Genomic DNA, 12,312 nt, shown 5'->3' on the forward strand with positions numbered 1-12,312 from the left:
TACCGTCCTGCATCAACAATCCCCATCAAGGCACTGTCACCACTCTTAGTTTTGGCTCACCCACAGGCCCGCAAAATCTTTGGGGCGGAATACGAATCGCTTTGGCGAATCGTATTCGAGGGATTAGAGGTTAAGTCCCATGGCGCGGTACATATTCATCACCGGCGGCGTGGTTTCTTCGCTCGGCAAGGGTCTGGCTTCAGCGGCACTCGGTGCGCTGTTGCAAGCCCGGGGCTACAAGGTCCGCCTCCGCAAGCTCGACCCCTATCTCAACCTCGATCCCGGAACGATGTCGCCGTATCAGCACGGCGAAGTGTTCGTCACCGATGACGGCGCGGAGACCGATCTCGATCTCGGTCACTACGAGCGCTTCACCGGCCGTCCTGCGACCAAGCAGGACAACATCACCACGGGGCGCATCTATCAGGACATCATCTCCAAGGAGCGCCGCGGCGATTATCTCGGCGCGACCATCCAGGTGGTTCCGCACGTCACCAACGCGATCAAGGAATTCGTCCTCTCCGGCAATGACGATTACGACTTCGTGCTGGTCGAGATCGGCGGCACCGTCGGCGACATCGAGGGCCTGCCGTTCTTCGAGGCGATCCGCCAGCTCAAGAACGAGCTGCCGCGCGATCACGCCATCTACATCCACCTCACGCTGCTGCCGTACATTCCGAGCGCCGGTGAGTTGAAGACCAAGCCGACGCAGCACTCGGTGAAGGAGCTGCGTTCGATCGGCATTCAGCCGGACATCCTGCTCTGCCGCACCGACCGCGAGATTCCCAAGGAAGAGCGGCGCAAGCTGGGGCTGTTCTGCAACGTGCGTGAAAGCGCCGTGATCGAGGCGCGCGACGCCGACAGCATCTACGCCGTGCCCGAAGCCTACCACGCGGCGGGCCTCGACGACGAAGTGCTTGCCGCCTTCGGCATCGAATCGCGCATCCCGCCGGTGCTCAAGAGCTGGCACCAGATCAACGAACGAATCCGCAATCCCGAGGGCGACGTCACCATCGCCATCGTCGGCAAATATACCGGCATGAAGGATGCGTATAAGTCGCTGATCGAGGCGCTCTCGCATGGCGGCATCGCCAACAAGGTCAAGGTCAACCTCGACTGGATCGAAAGCGAGATCTTCGAGAAGGAAGATCCCGCGCCGTTCCTCGAGCACGTCAACGGCATCCTGGTGCCCGGCGGATTCGGTCAGCGCGGTGCGGAAGGCAAGATCCGCGCGGCGCAGTTCGCGCGCGAACGCGACGTGCCGTATTTCGGCATCTGCTTCGGCATGCAGATGGCGGTGATCGAGGCAGCGCGAAATCTCGTCGGCATCGAGGACGCCAACTCCACCGAGTTCGGCCCGACCAAGGAGCCGCTGGTCGGCTTGATGACGGAGTGGCTGCGCGGCAACGAGCTCGAGAAGCGCTCGCAGGCCGGCGATCTCGGCGGCACGATGCGGCTTGGCGCCTATCCCGCCGCGCTCAACCGCGGCAGCCGCGTCTCGCAGGTCTATGGCGGCGCGACCGAGATTTCCGAGCGCCACCGCCATCGCTACGAGGTCAACACCGCCTACAAGGACCGCCTCGAGCAGCACGGCCTGAAATTCTCAGGCTTGTCTCCGGACGGCGTGCTGCCTGAAATCGTCGAGTACGAGGATCACCCCTGGTTCATCGGCGTCCAGTTCCATCCCGAGCTGAAGTCGCGGCCGTTCGAGCCGCATCCGCTGTTCGCGTCGTTCATTCGGGCGGCGATGGTGCAGAGCCGGCTGGTGTAGCGCACGCTCTCCCTTTGACGATTGCGCGTTTTGTTGCGACAAGCTCCCTGCAAGAACAACAATGCAGGAGTGAACTCCAATGATCTACGAAATGCGCGTCTATCGCTGTGTCCCCGGCCGGCTGCCCGCGCTGTTGAAGCGGTTCGAGACCGCAACGCTGAAGATCTGGGAGAAGCACGGCATCAAGCAGGCCGGGTTCTTTACGACCGTGATCGGTGAATCCAACCAGGATCTGACCTATTTCCTCGCCTGGGAGTCGCTCGCCGAGCGCGAGACGAAGTGGGGCAAGTTCATCGCCGATCCGGACTGGATGAAAGCGCGCACCGAGAGCGAAGCCGACGGCCAGATCGTCGCCAACATCGACAGCCAGATCCTGGCGCCGACCGCCTTCTCCTCGGTCAAGTAGCAGCTCCTGCAAGGGAGGCGCCGGGGAGCCCCGGCGCAACCCTGTTATTCAAGCAGCCCGGCCCGAATAGGGTTGATCCGACCCTCATCGCGGCTATGGTCGCGCCGAAACGAGGGATTTGCCTTGAGCTCTTCGCATTCAGCGGCGCCGGTCGTCACCATCGGAAAGGTCAAGTTCGGCAATGATCTGCCGATCTCGATCATTGCAGGACCCTGTCAGCTCGAAAGCCGTCAGCATGCGCTGGAGGTCGCCTCCGCGCTGAAGGAGATCGCTGCGCGGCTGAACATCGGCCTCGTCTACAAGACCTCTTTCGACAAGGCCAACCGCACCAGCGCGTCGGGGGCGCGCGGCCTTGGGCTGGCGCAGTCGCTGCCGATCTTCGCCGAAATCCGCTCCTCGCTCGGCCTGCCTGTCCTGACCGACGTGCACGAGGCCACGCAATGCGCCGAGGTGGCGCAGGCCGTGGACATCCTCCAGATCCCAGCCTTCCTCTGTCGGCAGACCGATCTGTTGCTGGCTGCCGCCGCGACCGGCAAGGTCGTCAACGTCAAGAAGGGGCAATTCCTCGCTCCGTGGGACATGGCGAATGTCGTCACGAAGATCACCAGCGCGGATAATCCCAACGTGCTCGTCACCGAGCGCGGCGCTTCCTTCGGCTACAACACGCTGGTCTCCGACATGCGTGCGCTGCCGATCCTGGCGCGCACCACCGGCGCGCCCGTCATCTTCGACGCCACCCATTCGGTGCAGCAGCCGGGCGGGAAGGGGACCTCGTCGGGCGGCGAGCGCGAATTCGTGCCGGTGCTGGCGCGCGCGGCCGTGGCGGTCGGCGTCGCCGGCGTCTTCATCGAGACCCATCCCGATCCTGATCGCGCGCCCTCCGACGGCCCCAACATGGTGCCGCTGCGCGAGTTCGAGGCGCTGATCGCCAGGCTGATGGCGTTCGACGCGCTGGCAAAGAACCCGCGCTGATGCAGCAAGGCGAGGCGCGGCCGCACGATCAGGGCCTGCCGGCCGCCCTCTACGTCATATCAGGTGCGAGCTTCGCCGCGGCGCTTTCGGCGCGCGCACTCGATCCGGTGCTGCCGCATGTCGCCGAGGATTTTGGCGTCAGCATTGCCACCGCCGCGGGCTTTGCCGCGGTGTTCGCCTTCACCTTCTCGATCATCCAGCCCATTGTCGGCGCCGCCGCCGATCTGTTCGGCAAGACGCGGCTGATGATCGGCTGCCTCGCGCTGCTCGGCCTTGCCAACATCCTGGGCGCGCTCTCGTCCTCGTTCTCGGTTCTGTTTGCGACCCGCATCCTCGCCGGCATCGGCTCCGGCGGCGTGTTTCCGGTGGCGCTCAGCCTGACCAGCGATCTGGTCGGGCCCGAGAAACGTCAGGTCGCGATCAGCCGCACGCTTGCCGGCGCCATGACCGGCAATCTGCTCGGTGCCTCGGCCTCCGGCCTGATCGGCGATTTCCTCGGCTGGCGCGGCGTGCTCGCGGTGCTCGGCGCGCTTGTGATCGTGGCGTCGATCGCGGTTGCCGCCGGCTTTCGCGGCGCCAAGGTCAAGCACCCGCCGAAGACGAGCCTGTCGGCGCTGAAGGCCGGCTATCGCACCATCTTCACCAATCCGAATGCCTATGTCTGCTATTCAGCGGTGTTCATCGAAGGCTGCTGCGTGCTCGGCCTGTTTCCCTACATCGCCTCGTTCCTGTTCGAGCTGGGGCAGACCTCGCTGTCGATCGCCGGCATGGTCATCGCCGGCTTTGCGGTCGGCGGCCTGTTCTACACGCTGACGGTGTCGCGTCTGCTGCCGTGGCTCGGCGTCAGGGGCATGATGATCGCAGGCATGACGCTGGTCGCCTCGCAACTCGTCGCCGTTGCGTTCGGTCCGCGCTGGGAAGTGCAGGCGCTGAATCTCATCGTGATGGGATGGGGCTTCTACATCGCCCATGGCTGTCTCCAGGTCTTCGCCAGCGAGCTCTCGGTCGAGGCGCGCGCCACCGCGCTGTCGCTGCATTCGTTCTTTTTCTTCATGGGGCAGACGGTGGGACCGCTCGCCTATGGCTTTGGGCTCCAGCATGCCGGCAAGATGCCGACCCTGTTCGCGAGCGCCGCGATCATGGTCGTGCTTGGCTTCGTCTGCGCTCAATTGCTCAAGGCGCGGGCGCCGTCCGACGCGCGCTGAGGCTCACCCCCGCCCGCGATAGGGCGCGACGCCTTGCTCCGGCACCCACAGGCCCTTGGGTACGCGGCCGGTCTGCCAGAACACGTCGATCGGGATGCCGCCGCGCGGATACCAGTAGCCGCCGATGCGCAGCCATTTCGGCTTGATCTCGCTGGCAATGCGCTTGCCGATCATCACGGTGCAGTCCTCGTGGAAGGCGCCGTGATTGCGGAAGCTCGCGATGTAGAGTTTGAGCGATTTCGATTCCAGCAGCCACGCGTCGGGCGCGTAATCGATCATCAGATGCGCGAAATCCGGCTGGCCCGTGACCGGGCAGAGCGAGGTGAATTCCGGCACGGTGAAGCGCACCAGATAGTCGGTACCCTTTTGCGGATTGGGCACGCGGTCGAGCTGGGCGTCTTCCGGTGTGTGCGGCCATTCGACTGCGCGGCCGAGCTGGAGGGATTTCTTCGCCATCGTCGTCACATCCTTTGGAGCATGATCCGGAAAAGTGGCACCGGTTTTCCGAAAGATCATGCTCAACTTAGAAATCGGAGCGCGATAAGATCGCGCTCCAGAGGATGCCGGGATGGACGCAAATGCCGCTGCCGTCAACCGGCCGCGATCGTCTGGATCAGCACGATGCGATCGTTGCCGGACTCGCAGCCCCAGAGCTCGCCCGGTCGGCCGTCGAGCTGGCGCACATTGGCATTGGCCTTGTCGCTCGCGAAGACGTTGAATTTCTCAGTGGCCGGATCGAAGCGCACGATGGCGTTGGCCGAAAAATCGGTCAGCCAGACCTTGTCCTTGTCGTCGACAAAGACAGCGTAGGCGCGAGGACGCTCGCCCGGCAGCTTCCAGCTCTTCCACGAGCCATCGGCGGGATCGTGCACCGAGACATGGCCGCTGTTCCATTCGCTGACCCAGATCCGGCTCTTCGAATCCGACCAGACGCGCCGTGAACCCGCATTCGGTATCGGCGGCTGCACGACGCCGGCATTGCCGCTCGCCAGATCGATCTTGGCGATATAGCTGCCGGCAAGCGAGGCGTACCAGACCTCGCCCTTGGGCGTCACCGTGATGCCATAGGGGCCGACGCCCTTGGGCGCCTTGAACACATTCATTTCGCCGGACTTCGGCGCGAGGCGGCCGTAATAGCCGGACTGGCCGGTGAACCAGTAGGTGCCTTCCTTGTCGAACACGCCGGTGTTGAGATTGGCCGAGGCGAACTTTTCCGGCAGGCGGAACAGCGTGACCTTGAGATCGCCGGGATCGACCCGTGCGATCGCGTTCTGGCCGCCCTCGGTGATCCAGGGCGCGCCATCGGGGCCGACGGTCACACCATGCGGCGCGGCGCCCTGACCGAGGCCGACCGTCTTGAAACTGCCATCCCGGGGATCGAGCCTGCCGAGCAAGCCCTTGCCCTGCGCCGTGAACCAGACCGAACCGTCAGGGGCAGGCGTCAGATCGTGCAGGCCGATACCGGCACTGATCGGGAAGTATTTTGTCCGGAACGGGCCCTCCTGGGCAAAACTTGGGCGAGCCACGAACAGGGCGGTGCTGGAAGCAAGAAACTGGCGGCGATTCATGGCGTTACCCCGACTGCTTGGGATTGAGGATGCACGCGCAGACCGATGCCCTCGACCTTAATCCTGGCGCCTTCACGCGTCAGTCGAAGTGCCACCCTCAAGCGTTCACATTTGCTTGCGGCCCGTGTAAGACCCGCGGCGAACCGATCAGCTCCAACGAACGGAAGTGCACATCATGACCGCCATCATTGACATCATCGGCCGCGAAATCCTCGATAGCCGGGGCAATCCCACCGTCGAGGTCGATGTCGTGCTGGAGGATGGCGCGCTCGGCCGGGCCGCGGTGCCGTCGGGCGCCTCCACCGGTGCCCATGAGGCGGTGGAGCTGCGCGACGGCGACAAGGCGCGCTATCTCGGCAAGGGTGTCAGCAAGGCGGTCGGTGCCGTCAACGGCGAGATCTTCGAGGCCTTGAGCGGTCTCGATGCCGAGCAGCAGGCCCAGATCGACCAGATCATGATCGACCTCGACGGCACGGCGAACAAGAGCCGGCTCGGCGCCAACGCCATCCTCGGCGTCTCGCTCGCCTGCGCCAAGGCGGCCGCGAATTCGCTCGACATGCCGCTCTATCGGTATGTCGGCGGCACCTCCGCGCGCCTCTTGCCGGTGCCGATGATGAACATCATCAATGGCGGCGTGCACGCCGACAACCCGATCGACTTCCAGGAGTTCATGATCCTGCCCGTCGGCGCCTCGTCCTTCGCCGAAGGCCTGCGCTACGGCGCTGAGGTCTTCCAAACGCTGAAGTCGGAGCTGAAGAAGGCCGGCCACAACACCAATGTCGGCGACGAGGGCGGCTTTGCCCCGAACCTGCCGTCCGCCGATGCCGCGCTGGAATTCGTCATGAACGCGATCGGCAAGGCCGGCTTCAAGGCAGGGACCGACATCGTGCTCGGCCTCGACTGCGCCTCGACCGAGTTTTTCAAGGACGGCAAATACGTCTATGAAGGCGAGGGCAAGACCCGCTCGATCTCCGAGCAGGCCAAGTACCTCGGCGACCTCGTCTCGCGCTATCCGATCGTCACGATCGAGGATGGCATGTCGGAAGACGACATGGACGGCTGGAAGGAGCTCACCGACCTCATCGGCAAGAAGTGCCAGCTGGTTGGCGACGACCTGTTCGTCACCAACGTCAAGCGCCTCGCCGACGGCATCAAGACCGGCCGCGCCAACTCGATCCTGATCAAGGTCAACCAGATCGGCACGCTGACCGAGACGCTCGCCGCCGTCGAGATGGCGCACAAGGCCGGCTACACCTCGGTGATGTCGCACCGCTCCGGCGAGACCGAGGATTCCACCATCGCCGACCTCGCGGTCGCCACCAATTGCGGTCAGATCAAGACCGGCTCCCTTGCTCGTTCCGACCGCACCGCCAAATATAATCAGCTCCTGCGCATCGAGCAGCAGCTCGGCAAGCAGGCGCTGTATGGTGGCAAGGCCGCACTGAAAGCGCTGGCATAAGCCAGCGCTTCGACTCGAGAAAAGACGGACAGGGGAGGATCGACATGAGCGACGGCAAGACCGGACTGCAACTGCGGTCGCTGCTGAAGAAGAGCGGCGAGCTGGAATTGTCCCTCGTGAATGTCCCGACCCCGGAGCCGGCCGACGATGAGGTCGTGGTTCGCGTCGAGGCGACACCGATCAACCCGTCGGACCTTGGACTCCTGATCGGGCCCGCCGACATGTCGGCCGCCAAGGCCTCCGGCACGAAGGAGATGCCGGTCATCACCGCGACGATGCCGGAGGCTGCGATGCGGATGATGGGAGCCCGGCTCGATCAGTCGCTGCCGGTCGGCAACGAGGGCGCCGGCACGGTGATCGGGGCCGGATCGTCGGATGCTGCGAAGGCGCTGATGGGCAAGACCGTATCGATGATCGGTGGCGCGATGTACACGCAGTACCGCGTGCTGAAGGTCCGCGACGTCATGGAGCTGCCGGCGGGCACCACGGCCGCGGACGGCGCGTCCTGGTTCGTCAATCCGCTGACCGCGCTCGGCATGACCGAGACGATGCGGCGGGAGAACCACAAGGCGCTCGTGCACACCGCCGCCGCCTCCAATCTCGGCCAGATGCTCAACAAGATCTGCATCAAGGACGGCATCGGCCTCGTCAACATCGTCCGGAGCAAGGAGCAGGCCGATATCCTGTACAAGATCGGCGCCAAGCACGTCGTGGATTCCAGCGCGGCGAGCTTCACCGAGGATCTCACCAATGCGCTGGTCGAGACCGGCGCCACGATCGCCTTCGATGCCATCGGTGGCGGCAAGCTGGCCAGCCAGATCCTGACCGCCATGGAAGTCGCCGCCAACAAGACCGCGAAGGAATACAGCCGCTACGGCTCCAACGTGTACAAGCAGATCTACATTTACGGCAGCCTCGACAACCGTCCGACCGAATTGAGCCGGTCGTTCGGACTGACCTGGGGCGTCGGCGGCTGGCTGCTGACGCCGTTCCTCCAGAACATCGGTCCGGCCGAGATCGGTCGCCTGCGCCAGCGCGTCGCGTCCGAGCTCAAGACCACCTTCGCCAGTCACTACACCAAGGTGGTGTCGCTGACCGAGGTGCTCGATCCCGCCAACATCGCGGTGTACGCCAAACGCGCCACCGGCGAAAAATTCCTCATCAACCCAAATAAATAATCGTGATCTGCGACCGCAGGTCACCGAAGGAAGGTCTTGCCTTCTGAGCGAAGCCGGAGATTATTCCGCCGCCATTTGAACGCGGAAAAAACCGCGGGGCGCTCAGAAGGGGACCTCTCCATGACTGATCTCAATCGCCGTCATTTGCTCACGGGCGCCGCTGCACTCGGTGCGGCTGCCGTATCCGGCTTCGGGCCGACCGCGGCCAATGCCTCAGTGCCGCCGACCGGCACGCAAGCGCCGGGCTTCTATCGCTACAAGGTCGGCAGCTACGAGTGCACCTCGATCAATGACGGTGCGCGCACCTTCCCGATGCCGGATAAGTTCGTCGCCAACATACCGAAGGACGAGGCGCTGGCGGCGGGTGAGGCGGCTTACATGCCGAAGGGCATGGTCACGATTCCGTTCAACCCGCAGCTCATCAATACCGGCTCGAAGCTCGTCCTGATCGACACGGGAAACGGCATTGCCAATCTCGAGGCGAGCAAGGGCGCTGTCGGCCGCACATTGCAGAACCTCCAGGCTGCTGGCGTCGACCCCAAGAACGTCGACGTTGTGCTGCTGTCGCATATGCATGGCGACCACATCAACGGCATTCGCCTGGCCGACGGCGCGTTGGCCTTTCCGAATGCGGAGATCATGGTGCCCGGCAAGGAGTGGGAGTTCTGGGCCAGTGAGGAGAACGCTGCCAAGGCCGAGTCCAATCAGGCGCTGAAGAACAATTTCGCCAACGTGAAGAAGATCTTCGCTGGCCTCGAGGCCAAGGTGACGAAGTACGAGTGGGGCAAGGAGGTCGCGCCGGGCATCACCTCGATCGCAACTCCGGGTCACACGCCGGGCCACACCTCGTTCGCGGTCGCATCGGGCGATGCCAAGGTGCTGATCCAATCCGACGTCACCAACATCCCGGAATTCTTCCTGCGCAATCCAGACTGGCACGTGATTTTCGACATGGATGCAGCGATGGCGCAGGCGACGCGCCACAAGTTCTACGACATGGCGGCGGCGGAGAAAGCGACCGTGGTCGGCTTCCACTTCACGTTCCCGGCGGTCGGTCATGTCGTGAAGGACGGCGCCAAATACCGCCTGGTCCCGTCGGCGTGGAATCCGACGATCTGATCGGGGTTAGCCGTTCGTGCGAAAGATCGGGCCGCCGCTTGGCGGCCTGATTTGTTTGGAACGAATGTCGCGGATCAATCGTAGCCCGGATGGAGCGCAGCGTAATCCGCGACCAGCGTAGCTTGGGCAGGGTCCTGGATTGCGCCGCGCTCCATCCAGGCTACGTCCCAAACATCTGCTTTCGCGAAACACAGCGTTTCCAAATCGGGCCGGTTCATGCACTTGCATTAAATGATCCGGATCGCTTAAGTGCCGCCCGGCACTCCAGCTCGAGCCCTCAAGGACAATCCATGGCCTACAACATCGTCACGATCGCCGGCAGCCTGCGCAAGGACAGCTTCTCGCTGAAGATCGCCAATGCGCTGGCCAAGCTTGCGCCAGCCTCGCTCAAGCTCGAAGTCGTCACGCCGGCCGGCATCTCGTTCTTCAACCAGGACCTCGAGGGCGCGCCGCCCGCGGACTGGCTGGCCTTCCGCGACAAGCTCCAGAAGTCGGACGGCGTCATCTTCGTCACCCCCGAATACAATCGCGCCATCCCGGGCGTGCTGAAGAATGCCATCGACGTTGCCTCGCGGCCCTACGGCAAGAGCTCGTTCAACGGCAAGCCGGTCGGCATCGTCTCGAACTCGCCGGGCCCGCTCGGCGGCGTCAGCGCCGCAAAGACTCTACAGAACATCCTGCCGGGCATTGCGGGCCCGATCATGCAGCAGCCGGAGATCTATCTGAACGCGGTCGGCGATGCCTTCGACGCCGGAGGTAACCTCACCAAGGACTCGCTGAAGCCCGTGCTCCAGGCCTATATCGACGCCTTCGCCGCGCATGTGACCAAGCACCACGGCTGAGGCGAAACACGCTCCGTCATGGCCGGGCTCGTCCCGGCCATCCACGTCCTTGCGGACACCAAGAACGTCGATGCTCGGGCCTTCGCCGCGCCGAAGCGGCTTCGGCCGCGCAGGCGGGCAAAGCCCGGGCATGACGATCGGCGGCAGCGGCAATTAATACCGCCTTAACCAACCTGTCCCATCTTCCCAAGATGGTCTCCCGCGCGCGCCTGAAATCGATCCTGACCGGTCTTGCCCTCTACGCGATGGCGGCCGCCATCGTCGGCTATTTCGGCGTCAACGCCTATACTGGCAAATACGGCCTCAACGCCCGCCAGGAGCTCGACCAGGAGATCATCGCGCTGACCAGCGAACTGGCCCAGCTCAAGCGTGAGCGCGCCAGGAGCGAGCAGCGGGTGTCGCTGCTGCGGTCCGAGCGGATCGACCCCGACATGCTGGACGAGCGGGCGCGCTTCCAGCTCGACTACGTTAATCCGCGCGATCTCGTCCGGATGATCCCGGCGCATTAGCGCTTTCCGCAGCTTTCGAAACCGACAACGAAAGCCGCTGCCGAAATCCGACCACAGTGCCTTTCCTCCTGCGAAGGTCGTAAGTCCGGAACCTGGTCTCCGCCTTGACGGCAGTGCCGCGGCGGGCCCATGGCTTCTGGTGGCACTCTTCCGAAGTTGACGCAGATCAAGCGGGCAGGGCCGGCGCGTTCTAGTCTGTCATCCGGAGGAAACAGTGATGAATGGGTCAATGCCCCGGCATCACGCGGCCCGTGTCGAGGCCGCCATCGCGTCAGGCCAGGCGGCACGATCCGCGCTTGTGGCCTCGTGGCGCCGTTCGTCCAGATTGCATCATCTCGATCCCGGCGGCCGCACCTCGCCGATGCGGCTGACCGAAGCCGAATTGCATCAGGCGCGCGAGCGCATCGCGCCGCTGCTGGCCGCAGCGCAAGGCGCGATGGACCGGCTCTATCAGGCCGTCGGCGCGAGCGGCTGCTGCGTGCTGCTCGCCGACGGCGAGGGCGTGCCGGTCGATCGTCGCGGCACGGCGGCGGATGACGCCACGTTTCAATCCTGGGGGCTGTGGACCGGTGCGCTCTGGAGCGAGGAGCACGAAGGCACCAACGGCATCGGCACCTGCCTCGTCGAGCAGCGTCCGCTGACGATCGACCGCGACCAGCATTTCTTCACCCGCAACACGCTTTTGAGCTGCACCGCCGTTCCGATCTACGACCATGAAGCGGCGCTTGCGGGCGTGCTCGACGTCTCCTCCTGCCGCGCCGATCGCACCGACGCGTTTTCCAGTCTGATCGCGCTTGCGACGGGCGAGGCGGCCAGGCGTATCGAGGCCGATCTGTTCCGCACGGCGTTCAGCCATGCCCGCATCGTCTTGACCCAAGCTGCGGACGGTCAATGCGGAGGCCTCATTGCGGTCGATGCGGACGATCTCGTGATCGGCGCAACCCGCTCCGCCCGGGCTGCGCTCGGAATCGCGCCGGGCCGGGCCTTGCAGCCGGTGCCCGCGGCCGATCTGCTCGGCGGCGATACCGCGCGCGATCATCTCGCCGGCGGGCAGCGCGCGGTGGTGCAGCGGGCGCTGCTTCGCGCCGGCGGCAATGTCTCGGCGGCCGCCAAGGCCCTCGGCGTCAGCCGCGCCACGCTGCACAGAAAGCTCAAGCGGTTCGAACTGAACCACTGAGCCGCGCTGCTACCTCAATCATCATTGCGGTGTTGATGCCGCGCGCTCGGCACTCCAGGCTCGTGCCCGGACGCAGCGCGTCGCTCTTTTTGCGACGTGGTGCGAG

The 12,312-nt window shown here is 64.4% G+C and carries 12 protein-coding genes; 10 read left to right on the forward strand and 2 right to left on the reverse strand.

Annotated features, from left to right (window positions below):
- Positions 1-139: 139 nt before the first annotated feature.
- The 4 genes from A3AS_RS0124890 to A3AS_RS0124905 all read left to right on the forward strand — a co-directional run bounded on the left by A3AS_RS0124890 (position 140) and on the right by A3AS_RS0124905 (position 4,354).
- The gene (locus A3AS_RS0124890) at positions 140-1,771 is read left to right on the forward strand and encodes a CTP synthase (RefSeq protein ID WP_018320275.1); all 1,632 of its coding nucleotides are present in this window, start codon (positions 140-142) and stop codon (positions 1,769-1,771) included.
- A 79-nt stretch (positions 1,772-1,850) separates the two neighbouring features.
- Positions 1,851-2,177, forward strand: coding sequence for an NIPSNAP family protein (locus A3AS_RS0124895; protein WP_018320276.1), 327 nt, complete (start codon positions 1,851-1,853; stop codon positions 2,175-2,177).
- A gap of 123 nt (positions 2,178-2,300) precedes the next feature.
- Positions 2,301-3,149 carry a 3-deoxy-8-phosphooctulonate synthase gene (gene kdsA / locus A3AS_RS0124900; protein ID WP_018320277.1) on the forward strand — a complete coding sequence of 283 codons (849 nt, stop codon included), beginning with the start codon at positions 2,301-2,303 and terminating at the stop codon, positions 3,147-3,149.
- Complete coding sequence (locus A3AS_RS0124905) at positions 3,149-4,354, forward strand: MFS transporter (protein ID WP_018320278.1); 1,206 nt, start codon at positions 3,149-3,151, stop codon at positions 4,352-4,354. The genes kdsA and A3AS_RS0124905 overlap by 1 nt, the downstream gene beginning before the upstream one ends.
- 3 nt (positions 4,355-4,357) lie before the next feature.
- On the opposite strand, the gene queF is transcribed toward A3AS_RS0124905, so the two are convergent.
- Positions 4,358-4,810, reverse strand: coding sequence for a preQ(1) synthase (gene queF / locus A3AS_RS0124910; protein ID WP_049814977.1), 453 nt, complete (start codon positions 4,808-4,810; stop codon positions 4,358-4,360).
- A gap of 134 nt (positions 4,811-4,944) precedes the next feature.
- The gene (locus tag A3AS_RS0124915) at positions 4,945-5,922 is read right to left on the reverse strand and encodes a membrane protein (RefSeq protein ID WP_018320280.1); all 978 of its coding nucleotides are present in this window, start codon (positions 5,920-5,922) and stop codon (positions 4,945-4,947) included.
- A 175-nt stretch (positions 5,923-6,097) separates the two neighbouring features.
- On the opposite strand from A3AS_RS0124915, the gene eno reads away from it, so the two are divergent.
- The 6 genes from eno (at position 6,098) to A3AS_RS0124955 (ending at position 12,206) form a co-directional block, all read left to right on the forward strand.
- Positions 6,098-7,381: a phosphopyruvate hydratase gene (eno, locus tag A3AS_RS0124920; RefSeq protein WP_026202325.1), complete on the forward strand. Its 1,284-nt coding sequence runs from the start codon at positions 6,098-6,100 to the stop codon at positions 7,379-7,381.
- Positions 7,382-7,425: 44 nt separating this feature from the next.
- Positions 7,426-8,559 (forward strand): zinc-binding dehydrogenase, encoded by a 1,134-nt coding sequence (locus A3AS_RS0124925; protein ID WP_018320282.1) that lies wholly within the window; start codon positions 7,426-7,428, stop codon positions 8,557-8,559.
- A 120-nt stretch (positions 8,560-8,679) separates the two neighbouring features.
- Positions 8,680-9,678, forward strand: a complete 999-nt coding sequence (locus A3AS_RS0124930; RefSeq protein WP_018320283.1) for an MBL fold metallo-hydrolase — start codon at positions 8,680-8,682, stop codon at positions 9,676-9,678.
- 290 nt (positions 9,679-9,968) lie between these two features.
- Positions 9,969-10,520, forward strand: a complete 552-nt coding sequence (locus tag A3AS_RS0124940; protein WP_018320285.1) for an NADPH-dependent FMN reductase — start codon at positions 9,969-9,971, stop codon at positions 10,518-10,520.
- Positions 10,521-10,711: 191 nt separating this feature from the next.
- Positions 10,712-11,029 carry a septum formation initiator family protein gene (locus tag A3AS_RS0124950; protein WP_018320286.1) on the forward strand — a complete coding sequence of 106 codons (318 nt, stop codon included), beginning with the start codon at positions 10,712-10,714 and terminating at the stop codon, positions 11,027-11,029.
- Between the two features lie 217 nt (positions 11,030-11,246).
- Positions 11,247-12,206: a GAF domain-containing protein gene (locus tag A3AS_RS0124955; RefSeq protein ID WP_026202326.1), complete on the forward strand. Its 960-nt coding sequence runs from the start codon at positions 11,247-11,249 to the stop codon at positions 12,204-12,206.
- Positions 12,207-12,312: the final 106 nt, after the last annotated feature.

Source organism: Bradyrhizobium sp. WSM2793, assembly GCF_000379585.1.
Taxonomy (GTDB): domain Bacteria; phylum Pseudomonadota; class Alphaproteobacteria; order Rhizobiales; family Xanthobacteraceae; genus Bradyrhizobium.

What these genes read in the sequence shown, in the direction of transcription:
- A3AS_RS0124890 (WP_018320275.1), top strand. Translation starts at nt 140, where the DNA reads ATGGCGCGGTACATATTCATCACCGGCGGCGTGGTTTCTTCGCTCGGC.
- A3AS_RS0124895 (WP_018320276.1), top strand. Translation starts at nt 1,851, where the DNA reads ATGATCTACGAAATGCGCGTCTATCGCTGTGTCCCCGGCCGGCTGCCC.
- A3AS_RS0124905 (WP_018320278.1), top strand. Translation starts at nt 3,149, where the DNA reads ATGCAGCAAGGCGAGGCGCGGCCGCACGATCAGGGCCTGCCGGCCGCC.
- queF (WP_049814977.1), bottom strand. Translation starts at nt 4,810, where the DNA reads ATGGCGAAGAAATCCCTCCAGCTCGGCCGCGCAGTCGAATGGCCGCAC.
- A3AS_RS0124915 (WP_018320280.1), bottom strand. Translation starts at nt 5,922, where the DNA reads ATGAATCGCCGCCAGTTTCTTGCTTCCAGCACCGCCCTGTTCGTGGCT.
- eno (WP_026202325.1), top strand. Translation starts at nt 6,098, where the DNA reads ATGACCGCCATCATTGACATCATCGGCCGCGAAATCCTCGATAGCCGG.
- A3AS_RS0124925 (WP_018320282.1), top strand. Translation starts at nt 7,426, where the DNA reads ATGAGCGACGGCAAGACCGGACTGCAACTGCGGTCGCTGCTGAAGAAG.
- A3AS_RS0124930 (WP_018320283.1), top strand. Translation starts at nt 8,680, where the DNA reads ATGACTGATCTCAATCGCCGTCATTTGCTCACGGGCGCCGCTGCACTC.
- A3AS_RS0124940 (WP_018320285.1), top strand. Translation starts at nt 9,969, where the DNA reads ATGGCCTACAACATCGTCACGATCGCCGGCAGCCTGCGCAAGGACAGC.
- A3AS_RS0124950 (WP_018320286.1), top strand. Translation starts at nt 10,712, where the DNA reads ATGGTCTCCCGCGCGCGCCTGAAATCGATCCTGACCGGTCTTGCCCTC.
- A3AS_RS0124955 (WP_026202326.1), top strand. Translation starts at nt 11,247, where the DNA reads ATGAATGGGTCAATGCCCCGGCATCACGCGGCCCGTGTCGAGGCCGCC.